This is a genomic window from Marinobacter sp. AC-23 (assembly GCF_001858325.1).
GTDB lineage: Bacteria > Pseudomonadota > Gammaproteobacteria > Pseudomonadales > Oleiphilaceae > Marinobacter.
In genome coordinates this window covers 25,391-43,241 of sequence record NZ_MBPP01000031.1, presented here as the reverse complement: position 1 = coordinate 43,241, position 17,851 = coordinate 25,391, and the positions used below count along the sequence as shown (strand labels likewise).

Annotated in this window: 12 protein-coding genes and 3 pseudogenes; 11 read left to right on the top strand and 4 right to left on the bottom strand. The window is 54.6% G+C overall.

Annotated features, from left to right (window positions below; genetic code table 11):
* From BCA33_RS11210 to BCA33_RS11195, 4 genes and pseudogenes are all read left to right on the top strand, one after another.
* Window positions 1-451, top strand: a 451-nt coding sequence (locus tag BCA33_RS11210) for a TRAP transporter small permease subunit (RefSeq protein WP_071265868.1), incomplete at its 5' end; no start/stop codon positions are given.
* The gene (locus BCA33_RS11205) at window positions 448-1,743 is read left to right on the top strand and encodes a TRAP transporter large permease subunit (protein WP_071265866.1); all 1,296 of its coding nucleotides are present in this window, start codon (window positions 448-450) and stop codon (window positions 1,741-1,743) included. The genes BCA33_RS11210 and BCA33_RS11205, both read left to right, overlap by 4 nt.
* Window positions 1,744-2,147: 404 nt before the next feature.
* A pseudogene (locus BCA33_RS11200) lies at window positions 2,148-3,325 on the top strand (class I SAM-dependent methyltransferase).
* A gap of 100 nt (window positions 3,326-3,425) precedes the next feature.
* Window positions 3,426-4,460: an NAD(P)/FAD-dependent oxidoreductase gene (locus BCA33_RS11195; protein ID WP_254774343.1), complete on the top strand. Its 1,035-nt coding sequence runs from the start codon at window positions 3,426-3,428 to the stop codon at window positions 4,458-4,460.
* A 66-nt stretch (window positions 4,461-4,526) separates the two neighbouring features.
* On the opposite strand, the gene BCA33_RS11190 is transcribed toward BCA33_RS11195, so the two are convergent.
* Window positions 4,527-5,000 carry a Dps family protein gene (locus BCA33_RS11190; RefSeq protein WP_071265864.1) on the bottom strand — a complete coding sequence of 158 codons (474 nt, stop codon included), beginning with the start codon at window positions 4,998-5,000 and terminating at the stop codon, window positions 4,527-4,529.
* Between the two features lie 121 nt (window positions 5,001-5,121).
* Window positions 5,122-6,564 carry a dihydrolipoyl dehydrogenase gene (locus BCA33_RS11185; protein ID WP_071265862.1) on the bottom strand — a complete coding sequence of 481 codons (1,443 nt, stop codon included), beginning with the start codon at window positions 6,562-6,564 and terminating at the stop codon, window positions 5,122-5,124.
* 218 nt (window positions 6,565-6,782) lie between these two features.
* Between BCA33_RS11185 and BCA33_RS11180 the strand changes: the two are divergent.
* Window positions 6,783-7,453: pseudogene (locus BCA33_RS11180) on the top strand (LysE family translocator).
* On the opposite strand, the gene BCA33_RS11175 reads toward BCA33_RS11180, so the two are convergent.
* Window positions 7,398-8,450, bottom strand: a complete 1,053-nt coding sequence (locus BCA33_RS11175; protein WP_071265860.1) for a 3-deoxy-7-phosphoheptulonate synthase — start codon at window positions 8,448-8,450, stop codon at window positions 7,398-7,400. The pseudogene BCA33_RS11180 and the gene BCA33_RS11175 overlap by 56 nt on opposite strands.
* Window positions 8,451-8,815: 365 nt before the next feature.
* On the opposite strand from BCA33_RS11175, the gene BCA33_RS11170 reads away from it, so the two are divergent.
* Window positions 8,816-9,604 (top strand): secretin N-terminal domain-containing protein, encoded by a 789-nt coding sequence (locus BCA33_RS11170; RefSeq protein WP_071265876.1) that lies wholly within the window; start codon window positions 8,816-8,818, stop codon window positions 9,602-9,604.
* A 3-nt stretch (window positions 9,605-9,607) separates the two neighbouring features.
* Here the strand turns inward: BCA33_RS11170 and BCA33_RS11165 are convergent, their stop codons facing one another.
* Entirely contained in the window at window positions 9,608-10,105 is a 498-nt protein-coding gene (locus tag BCA33_RS11165) for a molecular chaperone DnaJ (RefSeq protein ID WP_071265858.1), read from the bottom strand.
* Window positions 10,106-10,277: 172 nt separating this feature from the next.
* Between BCA33_RS11165 and BCA33_RS11160 the strand changes: the two are divergent.
* From BCA33_RS11160 to BCA33_RS11140, 5 genes and pseudogenes are all read left to right on the top strand, one after another.
* A pseudogene (locus BCA33_RS11160) lies at window positions 10,278-11,385 on the top strand (efflux RND transporter periplasmic adaptor subunit).
* Window positions 11,385-14,459: an efflux RND transporter permease subunit gene (locus tag BCA33_RS11155; RefSeq protein WP_071265856.1), complete on the top strand. Its 3,075-nt coding sequence runs from the start codon at window positions 11,385-11,387 to the stop codon at window positions 14,457-14,459. Before BCA33_RS11160 ends, BCA33_RS11155 begins: the two are co-directional and overlap by 1 nt.
* Window positions 14,460-14,650: 191 nt before the next feature.
* Complete coding sequence (locus tag BCA33_RS11150; protein ID WP_071265854.1) at window positions 14,651-14,965, top strand: DUF3301 domain-containing protein; 315 nt, start codon at window positions 14,651-14,653, stop codon at window positions 14,963-14,965.
* Between the two features lie 113 nt (window positions 14,966-15,078).
* Window positions 15,079-16,425 (top strand): substrate-binding domain-containing protein, encoded by a 1,347-nt coding sequence (locus tag BCA33_RS11145; RefSeq protein ID WP_254774342.1) that lies wholly within the window; start codon window positions 15,079-15,081, stop codon window positions 16,423-16,425.
* Between the two features lie 100 nt (window positions 16,426-16,525).
* Window positions 16,526-17,821 (top strand): pyridoxal phosphate-dependent aminotransferase, encoded by a 1,296-nt coding sequence (locus tag BCA33_RS11140; protein WP_071265850.1) that lies wholly within the window; start codon window positions 16,526-16,528, stop codon window positions 17,819-17,821.
* The last annotated feature ends 30 nt before the right edge of the window (window positions 17,822-17,851 follow it).

Sequence of the window (17,851 nt, the reverse complement as noted above, 5' to 3'; positions counted from 1 at the left end):
TGTTTTTTACGACGTTGTTGCCCGTTATGCGTTTAACGAAGTATCCATCGGTATGCAGGAGATGGAATGGCACCTGTATTCGGTGGTATTTCTACTCGGCATCCCCTACGCGCTGCGCACCGACGGCCATGTACGAGTCGACGTGTTTTATACCCGCTGGAGCAACAAGTTCAAGGCCTGCGTAAACCTGACAGGCGCCCTGCTCTTTGTGGTGCCGTTCGCCTACCTGATTGGTATTTACGGTTACGATTTCGCACTGGACTCCTACAACATGGGTGAAGGCAGCGGCGACCCGGGCGGCTTGCCCCAACGCTGGGTCATAAAGTCTGTTATTCCGCTCACCGCTTTCTTTATTGCCATCGCCGGCCTGAATATGGCGACTTTCGCCTTGCGCGTTATGTCTGGCGAAAAGCAGTACGAAGGCGAAAATAGCGGGGAGGGGCTCGCATGATCGGCATGATTATGTTCCTTGTCGCCCTTTTTATGCTGATGCTGGGCTTCCCTGTTGCCTTCACCTTTGGCGGCGTCGCTTTATTCTTTGGTGTGTTTGCAGAAGGTATGGAGCTGTTTGCCTTCATGCCTTACCGCATCATGAGCGTCATGCAGAATACCGTGCTGATGGCCGTGCCCCTGTTTATCTTCATGGGCGTTATCCTGCAGCGCACCCGCCTGGCGGAGCAGTTGCTAACGTCCATGGGACGTTTGTTTGGTGGCCTACCCGGCGGCCTGGCAATCTCCACAATTCTTGTGGGTGCTCTGCTCGCGGCATCCACCGGTGTTGTGGGAGCAAGTGTGGTGGCCATGGGCCTGATTTCTTTGCCCGTTATGCTGGCGCACAAGTACGACAAGCGGCTGGCAACCGGCACCATTTGCGCAGCCGGTACGTTGGGCCAGATCGTGCCGCCCTCAATTATTCTGATTATTCTGGGTGACGTACTTGGGCTTCCCGTTGGTGATCTGTTCAGGGCAGCTGTCGGGCCAGGCGTGGTTCTTATCGGGCTCTATATTGCCTATATTCTGATCATGACCCGGTTCAAGCCGGAAACTGCCCCGGCTATGCCGGAGGACACCAGCATTTCCCGTAAAAAGGAGATCATGAACGCTCTGCTGGCAATCATCCCGCCGCTGGCACTGATTGTTATTGTGCTTGGCTCGATTTTCACGGGCATTGCCACACCCACAGAATCCTCAGCCTTAGGCGGTATCGGCGCCATTGCTCTGGCCATCATCTATCGTCAATTCTCATTTAAAATGGTGTGGGATGCATCGAAAGATACGGTCAAAGTAACTGCCATGGTGTTCGCCATCCTGATTGGTGCAACGGCCTTTTCAATGGTCTTCAGTTACACAGGGGGCGATTATCTACTTGAAGAGTGGATGCTGGCGTTACCTGGCGAGAAGTGGGGCTTTATCATCCTCGCTATGCTGGTCATTATGGTGCTGGGTTTCTTCATCGATTTTGTGGAGATCTCCTTCATTATCGTTCCCATTTTGGCGCCGGTGGCAGAAGCCATGGGCATCAACATGCTCTGGTTTGCCATTCTGATTGCCATGAACCTGCAAACCAGCTTTCTCACACCGCCTTTCGGATTTGCCCTGTTTTATCTGAAAGGGGTCGCCCCACCGCAAGTGCGAACGATCGATATCTACAAGGGGGTGCTGCCGTTCATCCTCTTGCAGGTGTTCGTTCTGGCACTGATTGTGGTCTTCCCTGAGTGGTTTGGTATGAGCTCCTCTTACTGATCTGTCGTGCAGCCGGGTCGCCTGACCCGGCTGCAGTTATCCCCCCCCTGCCCCTCCCTTATCTGTTTTATCTTCACGCTCTGCCGATACCTGATTCACACCGCCCCCCCAAACCTGACAAAAACAGAACATTTTCTATACTGAATGGGCAACCAACAACTCTCAGCCAGGTATTCGGGACAAGCCTTGTCGCATAGCCGCCAGCCTGAACAGCAGTGTTAAGGTGAATAAGGGGAGCAGAATCCGTGAATCAGAACAGTGCCCAAGACAATTCCGAAAAGAGTGCCCAGGGCACCGGGCTTAACGATCAGGCAAATCAATCTCCCATCCTGAAACTGCCCTTGCAGGACACTCACGTAGCCCGTGAGCCCCGCACCCATGAGCGCTGGCTGGTGGCCAAACTGATGCGTATGGCCGGGTCTCCCCCGATTCGCTTCCAGCTATGGAACAACGATGTCATTGAGCCCAGTGGGCAACCAGCCCGGTTTACCGTGCATCTCGCCGACCCAAAGGCGCTTTATGCTCTAGTCACTAACCCTAACCTGGCATTTGGCGACCTATACAGCGCCGGACGTTTAGATATAGAGGGCGACTTGCCTGAGCTTATGGACGCACTCTATCGGGCCATTCATCAGGCGCGCCAAAAATGGCCGCGGTGGCTTGATGCCCTGTGGCGCAACCACACGCCACGCTCAACCGGGCTGTCGGAAGCACGGGAGAACATTCACCATCATTACGATTTGGGCAATGATTTCTATCGGCTGTGGCTCGACCAGGCCGAAATGCAGTACACCTGCGCCTACTACGAGCGGCCTGAACTGAGTTTAGAGCAAGCACAGCTGGCAAAGCTGGAGCATGTGTGCAGAAAGCTCAGGCTTAAGCCCGGCATGACAGTGGTCGAGGCCGGTTGCGGCTGGGGCGGATTGGCGCGTTACATGGCGCGGAACTACGGGGTACACGTTCACGCCTACAACATTTCTCGGGAACAGGTCACCTACGCCCGGGAGCAGGCTCGCAAACAAGGCTTGGACTCTCTGATTGACTATATTGAAGACGATTATCGCAACATCGAGGGACAGTACGATGCGTTTGTCTCGATTGGCATGCTGGAGCATGTGGGCAAGGAAAACTACCTTGTATTGTCTGAGCTGATCAAACGTTCACTTAAGCCGAACGGCATGGCGCTCATTCACAGTATTGGCCGCAACCGACCCATGCTTATGAACGCGTGGATTGAGAAGCGCATCTTCCCAGGGCCTACCCTCCCAGTATCGGCGAGATCATGGCTATATGTGAGCACAGCGATTTTTCTGTGCTCGATGTGGAGAACCTAAGGCTCCACTATGACCTTACCCTGAGTGCCTGGATGGAGCGCTTTAATGCTGAGGAAGAGGCAATCTCCAAAATGTACGACGAGCACTTTACCAGGGCCTGGCGCATGTACCTGGCCGGTTCCATTGCCGCCTTCCGGGCTGGTTCACTGCAACTATTCCAGGTTGTATTTACCCACGGCAACAATAATCGATTGCCTGCAACCCGACAGGATCTTTACAGCTTTCCCGCTGCGCCCAAAAACGTTTGAGGTTACCAAACATGGAAACTTACGATCTGATTATTGTCGGTGCAGGCCCTGCAGGATCTACCCTGCAAAAGCCCTTGAGGGTAGCGGTAAGCGTGCTCTGTTGATCGACAAACAGGATTTCCCCCGTGACAAAACCTGCGCGGGCTGGGTAACACCCTCTGTTATTGAGACCCTGGACATTGATCTGGCCGAATACGGGAGCGGTCGCACGCTTCAGCCTATACGGCGTTTCCGGATCGGCATGATGGGGCAGCAAGCGGTTGAAAATGACCATGGCAGCGTTGTCAGCTATGGCATTCGGCGCTGTGAGTTTGATGATTACCTTCTGGGGCGCACAGATACGCCCAAACAGCTCGGCACACCCATCAAAACCATTACCCATAAAGACGGTAACTGGCTGATTAATGATACCTGGTCAGCCCCGCTTCTGGTGGGCGCAGGCGGACACTTCTGCCCGGTCGCCAAACTGATTGGCGATGGTCCGGGAAGCCATGAAACCGTTGTGGCAGCCAAGGAAATCGAGTTCAAAATGACTCAGGAACAGGCGAAAGTTTGCGAAGCCCGTGGAGACACCCCGGAGCTTTGGTTTTGCAAGGATCTTAAAGGCTATGCCTGGGTTTTTCGCAAGGGCAACTACCTGAACGTTGGCCTGGGGCGAGAAGACAACCATAAGCTGACTGAGCATTTACAGAGCTTTGTAGAGACGATGAAAACCACGGGGCGGATTCCTACAGACCTGCCTGGCCGCTTCAAGGGTCATGCCTATTTGCTCTATGATCATGCCGGGCGAGCGCTGGTAGACGACGGCCTGCTGCTGATTGGGGATGCAGCCGGGCTTGCCTATACCCAAAGCGGAGAAGGCATTCGCCCTGCCATCGAATCCGCACTGCTGGCAGCTGGTGTGATTCGGCAGGCGCCGGACTTCTCTGCCACCTCTTTGCAGGCGTACGGCGATGCCATCGCCGAGCGTTTTGGCCATCGTGGATCTGTATCCGAGGATGGCCTTCAGGTGCCTGGCTGGATCAAAATGCCACTGGCGGGCACATTGATGCGATCCCACTGGTTTACACGCAAGGTGGTGACAGAAAAGTGGTTCCTGCACCAAGAGGTTCCGGCCCTGGCTGCAAATCCATAATGCGTGGCACTTTATTCAGACATGAAAAAGGCGGCCAGCTGGCCGCCCGATAACCGATCCCAGAGCTTAGTGACCCAGGTAGCTGCGATACATCCAGACAGTTTTTTCCTGCTGGGATATGTAATCGCTCATCAGCGCGACGGTGCCCTCATCATCCGCATCGCCCGCAAGGCTCAGCAAATCCCGCTGCTTGCCAATCAACTTGGCAAAACTGTCGACGATGTTATTCATGGCGGTTTTGCCATCAGCAACGTCCTTCTGCTCAGGGATTTCCGAGCGCTCTATGTAGGTGCTGTAAGCGTGGGAAGGGCGATGCCCCAGCGTAAGAACACGCTCTGCGATCTCATCAATCTTGAGTAGAAGGTCGTCATACAACTCTTCAAATTTCACATGAAGCTCGAAGAAATTATCGCCCTTGATGTTCCAGTGATAACCGCGCACGTTCATGTAAAAAATTTGATAGTTGGACAACAAATCGTTCAGAGAATCGGCCAGCTTTACCGTTTTTTCCTTATCCAATCCAATAAAGTTCTTACCCATTACATGCCTCCTTCGTGGCTATTAGGTCGAGACTGGAACCAATTTAGCCCAGGCTCCATACACCCGTGAAGTAAAGTTATACAATGCCGGCCATAGCGCAGCTTAATCTTCGCACATACGGCTATACGCCAGGCCCACAGTCTGTGCAGTCATCTTCAGGAACCGGCCCGATATTGAGATTACGGTTGAGGTCTTTCAGCGCCGTTCTCACACCCTCTTCAATAACCGGATGATAGAACGGCATTTCCAGCATTTCACTGACCGTCAATCGGCGCTGTGCTGACCAAGCCAGCAAGTGAGCTATGTGCTCGGCCGCAGGGCCAAACATCTCGGCGCCCATGAACAACCCACTGCCGTGCTCTCCGTAGACTCTCAGCAGGCCGCTGTTTTTGCCAATCACCCGGCTGCGACCCTGATTTTCAAACGATACCTCGCCTACGGCAAAACGACCTGCACAGTGCTTGTCCACTTCGTCAATTGTTAACCCCACACTAGCTATCTGGGGGTCGGTAAACACAACTGCAAGAGGGGTGCTTCTCTTGCCTGCTCTTACTTCCGGATAAGACGCTGCGTTATTGCCGGCAATCCGCCCTTCGTCTGCGGCTTCGTGTAAGAGTGGTAAATCGTTGTTGGCGTCGCCGGCAATAAAAATGTGGCTCTGGCCGCAACGTAACGTGTGCGGGTCGAACAACGGCATGCCTTTTTCGTCCAGCTCAATATCCGCATTCTGGATATCCAGGCCGTCAACATTAGGCCTGCGCCCGGTCGCCGCGAGCAGGTACTCAAAAATCTCTGTTTTTTCGCCGGCACGGCCGTCGGTAAATGTAACAGCCACGCCGCCATCTACTCGCTCAACCCGTTTCACATCGCCATCCGGGTCAAGCGGAAACTCTTCATTGAAGCGCTTGAGTGCGTATTCACGGATACTGTCATCCTGGATCGGCCCAACAGCTCCGCCCACACCAAACATTCTTACTCGAACACCAAGGCGGCTGAGCGCTTGCCCCAACTCAAGACCGATTACCCCTGGCCCAAAAACCACCACTGACTCCGGCAAATCCTGCCATTCAAAAATATCGTCGTTCACCACCAGCCGGTCTTTTGCTTCCTTCAGAAAACCGGGGATATTGGGGCGGGAGCCGGTTGCAATGATAATCCGCTGGGCGTGAATTTCTGTTTCGTTATCGACGATAAGGCGGTTGGGGCCGTCAAAACGGGCATGGCCTTTAAGGCGGTGTTCTTCAGGAAACGCCTCCACAGAGCGGATAACCGAATCGACAAACCGGTCTCGTTCCGAGCGCACCCGTGCCATAACACGCTTGCCATCCACAGATATCTTGCCGGCAGACACCCCGAACATATCTGCCTGTGCCATCTGGTACGCGCTGTCCGCAGCCGCCAGCAGCAGTTTACTTGGCATACAGCCTACTCGCGCACAGGTAGTGCCGTACTGGTCGCCTTCAATCAGCACCACATTGTCTGTGGCCTTTCGTACTCGCTGGTAGGCCACCATTCCTGCCGTCCCTGCACCAATAATGGCAACGTCAACTTCTCGCTTTTCCATAAAACAGTCTCCAGTCCTGTATTCCCGAGGCCGGGAACGTGGGTGAAACGTTTAATCGTGTTTACGCCAGTATAGAGGCCAGAATTAGTTTGTGTGGTACGTGAAAAAACCGGCTACTGGATTTATGCTGACAGTTCGACACAAACTCTGGCAGTCTCTGCATCTTTATCCATAAGCCTTTACCCGTAATTCTGAAATAAACAAAGAGAGCCTTGCGTATGAATAGTTACTGGCCGGAATTTCTCACTGTGGCACTGGTACACCTGCTGGCCGTTGCCAGCCCAGGGCCAGACTTTGCCGTGATGATTCGGCAAGCGTTGTGTCAGAGCCGCCAAAACGCATTGCTCACCTCAGTCGGTATCGGCGCGGGCATTCTGGTGCACGTGAGCTATTCGCTGCTGGGCATTGGCTTGATTATCCAGCAATCGATCCTGCTATTTACCATACTCAAGATTGCCGGGGCCTTGTACCTCACCTGGATTGCGGTGCAATGCCTGAAAGCACGGGCAGGAGGAGTTTATGTAGAAACCGAAGCCGGCACTGTGCAATCCGGATTTGCTGCCCTGCGCCTGGGTTTCCTGACCAATGCCCTGAACCCAAAGGCCACTCTGTTTTTTGTTTCGCTATTCTCGGTGGTGATCAGCCAGGCACTCCCATGGCAATTCAAGCCGGGTATGGCGCTTACATGGCACTGGCGACAGGGCTTTGGTTCACCCTGGTTGCCGTGTTTTTCACTCTGCCCGCCGTTCGCAAAGGTTTTAACCGTTTTGGTCATTGGCTGGACCGGCTCATGGGCGGTGTTCTGCTATTATTGGCAGGCCAACTCTTGTTCTCTACAGTGAGCGGAGCAGAGTCTCTGTCTGGCCCCAACACAGGCATGGGTCAGTAATAGAGCAGCCGTAGCGCAGATCATCGCCATCGTCTTGCCGGCCGGCTTCAAGGAAGCTTTCCAGCATCAACCCGCGAATACTGGTGCTACCAGAGTGTTTCTGGCGCATCACCTCGCGGGCCACGTCGATCTGTCGCTCAGCTTGCTTGCAGGCGTTATCGTGGCTGCAGTCCACCATGATTGCAGCGCACAACCCTGCCTCAGACAGGCTGTGCACGGCGTGCTGAATGCTCGCTTCATCGTAATTCGTCATACCCCGGCCGCCACGTAGCACCAAATGAGTATCCGGATTACCCCGGGTGCTGACCATAACGGGCGCACCATGGCCGGAGACCCCCAGATGGTGATGCGGATGGGCTCCCGACTTCATGGCATTGATGGCGACACTGATCCCGCCGTCGGTGCCATTCTTGAACCCGGCTGGCATCGGCAAGCCGCTGACCATTTCGCGGTGAATCTGGGATTCGGTGGTACGGGCGCCAATAGCTGTCCAGCTCACCAGATCGCCGAGGTAATCCATGGCGAAGGGGCTCAAAGCCTCGGTCGCCAATGGCAAGCCCATCTCAGCCAAGTTCAAAAGCAAACGGCGTGAGCGCAGCAAACCTTCGTTAAGATCGCCGGCCCCTGTGCGCTCTGGGTCGTACAACAACCCCTTCCAGCCTACGGTTGTCCTCGGCTTTTCCAAGTAAGCACGCATGACAATAAGAAAACGGTCGCTGACAGCATCTGCCAGTGCTTTGAGCTTTTCGCCGTACTCCAGCGCCGCCACCTCGTCATGAATCGAACAAGGCCCAACCACAATTAACGTGCGATTGTCTGCACCGTGCAGAATATTCCGAACCGCTTGCCTGTGCCTGCCCACCTGTTGGGCTAGCCGCTCATCAACAGGCAGCCGCTCGCGCAGTTCCACCGGCGTTGGCAACGCAGTTTCTTGTCGGTGTGTCGCAGCGGCGCTCTGCACTTGGCATTCCCCGGTTGTTTTCAAAGGCATGTTCATATCTGTGTTCCCGTTTCCCTGCGTCAGAATCAAGAAAGCCCCGGCTGGGCTACCAGTCGGGGCTTTCTGAGTCCGACGGCAGCCTGGTTTTTCGCCGGGCTGCCATCCTCGTTGTTCGTTTGGTGAAGATGCTATGGGCGGCCCTGGCGCTGACTAAAATAAAAGCCATAACCAAACCACCAAGAAAACACAGCAGCAACTGCCGCCATCGGCTTTTGGCCGAAAGCTTGCAGAACATTCAATTGACAGATCACTTGTGTCGTCTTCATGCTTATCAATATATACCCCGGGTTTTCAGCTTGGCAAGCCGTAAACCGGACTTTTTAACAAACAGGCCGGACTTTTCAGAAAAATGGGAGCCAGAAATGACACTGAACTTAAGGAATGTCGCCTTCCTGTTCTTTTTGATGTTTGTACTGGCGCTGGCCTCCGGCACTGGCGCTGCATACGCTGAGTCCCGGGCTTACCAGCTCAACAACCGGCCAGGTGCAGACGTTGCCAGCCAGGTTCAGGAGCTATATCAAGGCGAGCCAATATCCGTTACCGCCCGAGGCCAACAGATCGTGATTCGCGGCGAGCAGCAACTGCTGGATGAAATTGGCACCTTGATTGAAACTCTGGACGTGGCCCCGGCCCAGCTGAGGATTACCGTGCGTTCCAAAGAAGATATCGGCGGAAAACGCTCCGGCACAGGCGTTACCACAACACGAAATAGCGCGGGCCTAACCGTGGAGCGCCGGGTTACCAGCACGGGTGGCTCCAAAGAGCGAAGCCTTATGGTTATGGACGGGCAGTCGGCTCACATCACATCCGGCCAGGTTCGCACCCTGCCCTTCGCTATGCGTGGCGGCAGAAACCCGGCTGCTATCTTTGAGCAAGTGGAAACACGCAGCGGGTTTGTTGTCAGCCCACAGGTAATCTCAGACCGTGCAGTGGAACTGAATATAGTGTCTTTTGAGGCAGACCCCGCAGAGCTGCAAGGCTACGAAACCCAAGCTGTGGTCACCATTCGCAGAGTGGAACCTGGCCAGTGGGTATCTCTGGGCAGCACGTCTACCCATTCCACCAGCAAACAGTCAGGCATTGCTTACAGCGTGAAAAGCAGCCACTCAGACAACCGGAGTTTTGAGGTTAAGGTCGACGTTGTCCACTGACGCCTACACCCTGTTGCGCAGCAGTACACTTTTGGCTTCGTTAATCTTTGCAGCCAAATAATCACTCCCGCCTCTATCCGGGTGTAGCTTTTGAATCAGGCGGCGGTGCGCCAGAACAATGTCTTCTCTCGAGCAAGCCGCGGTAACGTTCAGTACTTCGCAGGCCTCTCGCTCAGTCATGCCGTTACCCTGGGCGTGACCCGAATCTGGCCCGGCGCCATCTTCTCGCTCGGCATTTTTTTCGCCATTTAAAAGACGACTCAACACCGGGAAGAATCGGATGAGGCTCGGCAGCTTGCGCAACAGTGGGATCAATGCCGCTATTGCGGCGGTCAGCACATGTACTCGCCCGGTTAAAACCATTACAAGCAGGAAGATGCCGCCAGCAATAAGTATGAGTTTCCAGGTTGCAGCTTTCTTCTTTTCCGCCGACAATCCTCCCCATTGTTTCAGAATCACAAAGACGGTTGCCGCCAGCGCAATTCCCAGTATCCAGTGCATGGTTGATCCCTTACTGCTGAAAGAGCGTAATTCTGGCACCCAATGTAACGATTATGCTAGCCAATAGTACTTACAACACGGTGACAACTGCATCCTAAATTTTGTAGGATGCTAACTTTTGTCGTGAATCAATCGTTTCCGCACCTAAACAGAGATCTCCAGGACCCGAACTATGCGCACTGCTTCCCGCTTCCTGATTGCAATTATTTTCCTTGGCGTGGTGCTTGGCGGCATCTTCGGCTACAAGTTTTACCAGTTTGGCCAGATGCAAGAAATGCTGTCCCAACCCCAGCCGCCTGTGGAAATATCCGCAATCGAGGCCAAGGCCGAGAGCTGGACACCTTCTATCAAGGCCGTGGGCAGCATCAAGGCTGTTAATGGCATTGAAGTAGCGAACGAGGTTCCGGGTATTATTGAGAATATTAACTTTGAATCCGGCGACACCGTCAAACAAGGTAGCATTCTCATCCGTCTGAACACCGCAATTGATGAAGCGGCAGTGCGCACCGTCGGCAGAAGCTCACCTGGCGGAGCAAGAGTTCAAGCGCATCTCCGACCTGCTGCCAAAGCGTGCCGTATCTCAATCCCAGTATGACGAATCCAAGGCGAATTTTGACGCCGCCCAAGCCCGCGTAAACGAGGCAGATGCCCAACTGAGCAAAAAGGTAATCCGTGCGCCCTTTGACGGCACATTAGGCATCCGCATGGTAGACCAGGGCGAGTATATCGCCACCGGCACGCCGATTGTTGAGATCAACATGCTCGACCCGATCTACGTAGACTACACCCTATCTGAAAAAAACCTGCCTAACGTGGCGCGTGACTACTCAGTAGTTGCCACTGTCGCTGCCGTTCCTGAGCAGCAGTTTGAAGGCAAGGTCAGCGCCATCAACACGTCCGTGAACCCGGAAACCCGCACCGTGCGCGTGCGTGCCACTCTGAGCAACCCAGACAACCTGCTGCGACCTGGCATGTTTGCAACCATATTAACCAAGCAGCCAAAAGATAATGAAGTGGTTACGATTCCGCGCACCGCCGTTTCTTATAACACCTACGGAGATTTCGTATTTGCCGTGGAGGAAAATGATGAGGGCGATCTAATCGTCAACCGCCGCACAATTACTACAGGCCAAACCCGTGACAAGCGCGTTGCTGTTCTTTCCGGCCTTGAAGCAAGCGAGAAGGTGGTTTCCAAAGGGCTGCTGAGGCTCCGTGCCGGCCAGAAGGTCAAGATTCAGGATGAGAGCCAGGAAAAGCAGCCCCAGGAGGCATCTGAGTAATGCGATTCACCGACATTTTCATCCATCGCCCCGTACTGGCGACGGTGGTTAGCCTTCTTATCCTGCTGCTCGGTGCCCGTGCCGCCATGGAGATGGAGATCCGCCAATACCCGGAGCTTGAAAGCACAACGGTTACCGTCACAACGGCCTACCCCGGTGCCAGCTCGGATTTGATCAAAGGCTTTATTACCACGCCCCTGCAGCAGGCTATTGCTGAAGCCAGTGGTATCGACTACCTGACATCTACCAGTTCTCAGGGCACGTCGACTATTGAAGCCAAAATGATACTCAACTATGACGCTAACGCTGCACTTGCCGAAATTCAGGCAAAAGTAGCCAGTCAGCGCAACGTCCTTCCGGCTGACGCCCAAGACCCGGTTATCACCTCCACTACCGGCGATTCAACGGCGCTGATGTACATTGCTTTCTACAGCTCAGACATGGCTGTGCCGCAGATTACCGACTACCTGACCCGAGTGGTGCAGCCCAGGCTGCAAGCCCTCTCCGGCGTGGGTAAGGCACAACTCCTCGGCCGTGAGTTTGCCTTGAGAGTCTGGCTGGATCCGGAGCGCCTTGCGGCGGTCGACATGACCCCTCAGGAAGTGGTCGCCAAGCTGCGTGCCAACAACTATCAGGCAGCCGTTGGCAATACCAAAGGCGCCTACACAGAAATCAGCATGACCAGTGACACCGACGTGGCGGATCCAGACGAGTTCCGCAACCTTGTAGTCAAACAGGCTGAAGGCACACAAATCCGGCTCCAGGACATTGCCCGGGTTGAGCTGGGGTCACAAACTTACAGCGCGCTGGCGCTATATAAAGGCCAGCCTGCAACATACGTAGCCATCGAACTGGCCCCGGGAGCCAACCCGCTCACGGTTGCCGGCCTGGTTAAAGACGACCTTCCAGATATCAAAAGCCAGCTGCCAGGCGAAATGGACGTGCGTCTTGCCTACGACGCATCTGACTTTATTGAAGATTCCATAAACGAGGTTATTCGTACCCTGATCGAAGCCATGGGCATCGTGCTTGTGGTGGTGTTCCTTTGCCTCGGTTCGATCCGCGCTTCTATCGTGCCCTCAGTTGCCGTTCCACTGTCGCTGATTGGCGGTGCATTTATCATGCTGATGTTCGGGTTCTCCCTGAACCTGCTTACGCTGCTGTCCATGGTACTTGCTATTGGGCTGGTGGTAGATGATGCCATCATCATGGTGGAGAACGTGCACCGACACATTGAGGCAGGTGAATCACGGTTTGACGCCGCCTTGCACGGCGCAAGAGAGATGGCCGTGCCGATCATTGCCATGACCACCACTCTGGTGGCGGTTTATGCGCCCATCGGCTTTATGGGTGGCCTGGTTGGCTCTTTGTTTACCGAGTTCGCTTTCACCCTCGCTGGTACCGTCGTAATCTCAGGTATCGTTGCTCTTACGCTCTCACCCATGCTGTCCGCCATGGTGCTCAAACCACATGGCGACCCAGGCAAGTTTGAGAGCCTGGTAGAGCGTACGTTTAGCCGCATTTCATCAGGTTATAAAGTAGCCCTTGGCTCACTGATGCAGACCAAGTCTGTGGTGGTGTTTTTTGCACTGATCATACTCGGCTCCATTTACTTTATGGCGATGATGAGCCAGAACGAACTGGCGCCCACTGAAGATCAAGGCATCCTGTTTTACCAGGGCCTCGGGCCCCAGACCGCCACTCTTGATTATCTGCTGGAACATGGAGACGAGGTTCAGGAGCGCCTGGCCTCCACACCCGGCTATTCCGAAGACTTTATGATCGTGGGCATAACCGCACCCAACGCTGTATTCGGTGGCTTCAAGATGGAGCCCTGGAGTAAGCGTGAGGTTAGTCAGTTTGATGTTCAGCCCCAGCTTGACGCCGAACTCAAAAAAGTAACGGGTTTACAGACTGCAGTATTCCCTCAGCCGGCCCTTCCCGGATCAGGGGGCGGCTTACCGTTCCAGTTCGTGATCACCACGGGCAGCAGCTATGAGCAGCTTGACCAGGTGGCCGAGGAGTTGTTAGGCAAGGCCATGGGTAGCGGTAACTTCATGTTCCTGCAGAAGTCGATCAACTTCGACCGCCCGGTTACGCGTATCAACGTGGATCGCGACCGGGTTGCCGACCTTGGGCTCTCAATGCAAGACGTGGGGCAGTCGCTTTCCAGCATGCTTGGTGGTGGATACATCAACCGATTCAGCATGGAGGGCCGCTCGTATCAGGTCATCCCGCAGGTGGATCAGAAGTTCCGGCTGGATGCACAAGCTCTTAACAATTACTACATCCGCTCAGGCAACGGCACTCTGGTGCCGCTGGGCAGCGTCGTAAGCTTTACTCACGATGTAGAGCCTTCTAACCGCACACAGTTCAACCAGCAGAACTCCCTCACTCTGCAAGGGGTGGTTATGCCAGGTGTCGCGGCGGGTACAGCGATGGACTTCATAGAACAGACCGCAGACGAGGTGTTCCCGCAAGGCTTCACCTACGACTACACAGGTCAGAGCCGGCAGTTGGCCAACCAGGGTAGCGCGCTAATCGTCACCTTCTTCCTGTCGCTTCTGGTTATCTATCTTGTTCTTGCGGCGCAGTTCGAAAGCTGGCGCGACCCGTTTATCATTCTAGTGTCTGTCCCTATGTCCGTAGCCGGTGCGATGGCGTTTATCGTGCTCGGCTTCGCCACCATGAACATCTACACACAGGTGGGTCTGATTACACTGATCGGGGTTGTATCCAAGAACGGCATACTGATTGTGGAGTTTGCCAACCAGCTACAGAAAGACAAAGGCATGAACAAAGTTGAAGCAGTTATTGAGGCAGCGGCCATTCGCCTGCGGCCAATCATAATGACCTCTTTGGCGCTGATCTTCGCCATGGTACCGCTGCTACTCGCAGCGGGCCCGGGCGCAGAAAGCCGCTTTGCCATTGGTCTGACCATCAGTGCGGGCTTGGGGATTGGTACCCTGTTCACTGTCTTCGTACTGCCAGCGTTCTACATTCTGCTGGGTCGCGATCACAACGAACACAAGGGAGAACAAGGCGAAACCCAGCATCCGGTAACAACAAGCTAGTAACCGGTTAGTCCCAAACAAAAAGCCCGGCTCGTCGTATGATGAGCCGGGCTTTTTTATCATTGCCCCAAACACCAGGCTGACTCGGACACAACCAAATCCGTAACGATTCCCCGATCCTTCACAATAGGGTAGTCTGGCCCTCTAACCCGCTATTACTTTTGGAAAATTGCCACTACCGTGTTGTTATCATGACTCTGGGAACCCTGTTCTGGCTGTTTGTTTCAGCCTTTGCCATCTGGTACTGGTGGCGCGCCAAAGCCATCAAGGACTCAGTCCTCCAGGCTGCCCATCGCTACTGCAAAACCATGGACGTTATGCTGCTTGACGACGCCATCTACCTACGAGGTATCTGGTTCAAACGGGATAATCAAGGCCAGATCCGAGTGTGGCGCCGCTTCATGTTTGACTTTACCTCTACCGGCGAAGAGCGCTACAGCGGAAGAATTATTATGCTCGGCCCGCGAATACTGCATATGGATCTGGATCCTCACCGGTTCTCATGAACTTTGGGGGGTCGCCCCCTATGATTGCCAACACCGCCAACCACTGAAACATTCTCGTAACAATTCTGCCTCATTCTTGCCGCAACGCTAATCCTCTGTTGCTACGAGGCTTTATGATGAAAAAACGCCCCTCACCCCGGTTTCTCCAGAGCGCTTTGACGGGGATGCTCTGCCTGCTTTTGATTTTCAGTGCACCTGCAAGCCACGCCGAAAAGATGGAGATTCACGGTTCCAATACGATTGGCGCAAGGCTGGCTCCTATGCTTGTGGAGGGCTTTCTCAGAAGTCGAGGCAACGATCCGATCGAGACCCTTGGCAACGGCAAGCTTAACGAAAAGCTCTTGACTGGAAATCGGGGAGATATACGCCTTCAGATTCTGGTCGCCGCTCATGGCTCCAGTACGGGCTTCCAGGCGCTGGAGGCCAAAAGTGCCGACATATGGGCCTCTTCCCGTTCTGTAAAACCTGCGGAAGCGCAACAGTTGGCAGGACGCGCCAACCTGCGCGCCCCCGAAAGCGAACATGTCATTGCCATTGATGGCCTTGCGGTACTGGTTCATCCTTCAAACCGGGTCAATCAGCTGAGTATCGACACTCTAGCCAAAATATTCTCTGGCGAGATCAGTAACTGGTCAGAGGTCGGCGGCGCCAATCAGCCCATTAACCTGTACGCGCGGGATGATCGCTCTGGCACCTGGGATACCTTCAAGAGCCTGGTTCTGGGCAAACGCTACCCGCTGCATGTGTCCTCCAGGCGCTACGAGTCAAACAACCGGCTTTCTGACGATGTCAGCGCGGATCCCGGCGGCATTGGTTTCTCTGGCCTGGCTTCAGTACGCAAAAGCAAAGTGCTGGCGATTTCAGATGGCGACGCACCGGCACAGAAACCCTCCCGTCTGAACGTAGCCAGCGAAGATTATCCGCTTTCCAGACGTTTGTTCATGTACACACTTGGCGACGCCGCAACCGCCATGACGAAAGACTTTGTAGAATTCGTACTGGGCGAGGAAGGCCAAGGCATCGTCGCCGAATCGGGGTTTGTGTCCCAAAATCCCATGGCCGTCAAACCCGACTTGGCCGATAGCACACCGCCTACCTTCAAATTACTGACACAGAACTACAAGCGACTGACCGTCAATTTCCGATTCTCGGAGGGACGCACAAAACTGGACAACAAAGCCCAAAGAGACCTGAGACGGGTTGCTGGGTACCTCAATAGAGAAAGCCGCAATACCGATGATCTGATGCTTATTGGCTTCGCCGATCAGCAAACCAACGAGCTACGAGCCCAGATGATCTCGGAATTACGCGCGCTTTCAGTACGCAAGGCACTCTCGGATTTTGACGTCCATGATGTCCGTTACACCGGGTACGGCCAGTACATGCCCGTTGGCATGGCCGGCGGCAAACATGGCAAAAGGCGCAACGGGCGAGTAGAAGTCTGGGTTCGCGATCGCTAGGGAGGACCCCGCTTCGGCAATCACCTATCCGCAAAACGCCCACATATATGTTTGGGTTTCCTATACTGTTCGGGCCACTCTCAACCAATAGACCGGGACAATGGATATCCATAACGACCAGCGCTTTGCAATTAATCTGAACGTTCGGGGCATCCAGCCCTCGGCCACTCTTCGGATCAACGAATTGAGCAACCAGCTTAAATCCGAAGGCAAAGACATTATCAAACTCGGGCTTGGGCAATCACCCTTCCCTGTGCCTGAACGTGTGGTGGATGCGCTGAAAGAGCACGCCCACGAAAAAGACTACCTACCGGTTAAAGGCCTCAAAAGCCTGCGTGAATCCATTTCGGGCTACATCAACCGCAGTGAACGTATGCGGAGCACCTGGGAAGACGTACTGATTGGCCCTGGCTCCAAGGAGCTGCTGTTCATTCTTCAGCTGGCCTATTACGGCGATCTGCTTATCCCACGCCCAAGCTGGGTTTCCTACGCGCCCCAGGCCCGCATTATTGGCCGCTCAGTGCATTGGTTGCCCACCCACGCCGATAACAACTGGCAGTTGACTGCTGAGGAACTGGACATCGTTTGCCGGGACGACGCTTCACGCCCACGCATTCTGATTCTCAACTACCCATCCAACCCCACCGGTTGCACTTACACCGATGACCAGTTGCTGGCCATTGCCAACGTGGCCCGCACGTACAAGCTGATCCTGCTTTCGGACGAGATATACGGCGAGGTGCATTTCGAAGGGAAGCACAAGTCTATCGCACGCTACTACCCGGAAGGCACCATTATCAGCACCGGTTTGAGCAAATGGGCGGGTGCCGGCGGCTGGCGCTTGGGCACCTTCATTTTCCCGAAAGAGTTGCGCCCCCTGCAGGACGCCATGGCGATCATCGCCAGCGAAACCTACACGGCCACCAGCGCACCCATACAGCACGCAGGCATTACGGCCTTCAACGGGGGGGAAGACATAGACGAATACCTCAAGCAGTCCCGCCGAGTGCTTAAAGTAATTGGTGAGTACATGCATCGCCGTTTGAGCGAGATGGGGGCGGTTGTGCAGAAGCCGGAAGGCGCGTTCTATCTGTTCCCGGATTTCTCAACCTTCCGCGACCAGTTCACCAGAAAAGACATCAAAACCAGCCAGGCATTTTGCCAGTCGTTACTGGAAAATACGGGCGTTGCTATCCTGCCCGCCAGCGATTTCGGCTTTGTGCCGGACCACCTGGCCGCACGTTTGGCCTTCGTGGATTTTGACGGCGCCGAATCCCTGAAACTGGCCGGCGGAGACTATGCCGATCAGGAGTTGGCTGATGACTTTGTTGAGCAAGCTGGCCCACGCTTGGTGAAAGCCATGGATAAGATGGAGGCGTGGCTGAACAGCCTCTGATCCAGCCTCATGGTAGACTGGGGCCCTAAC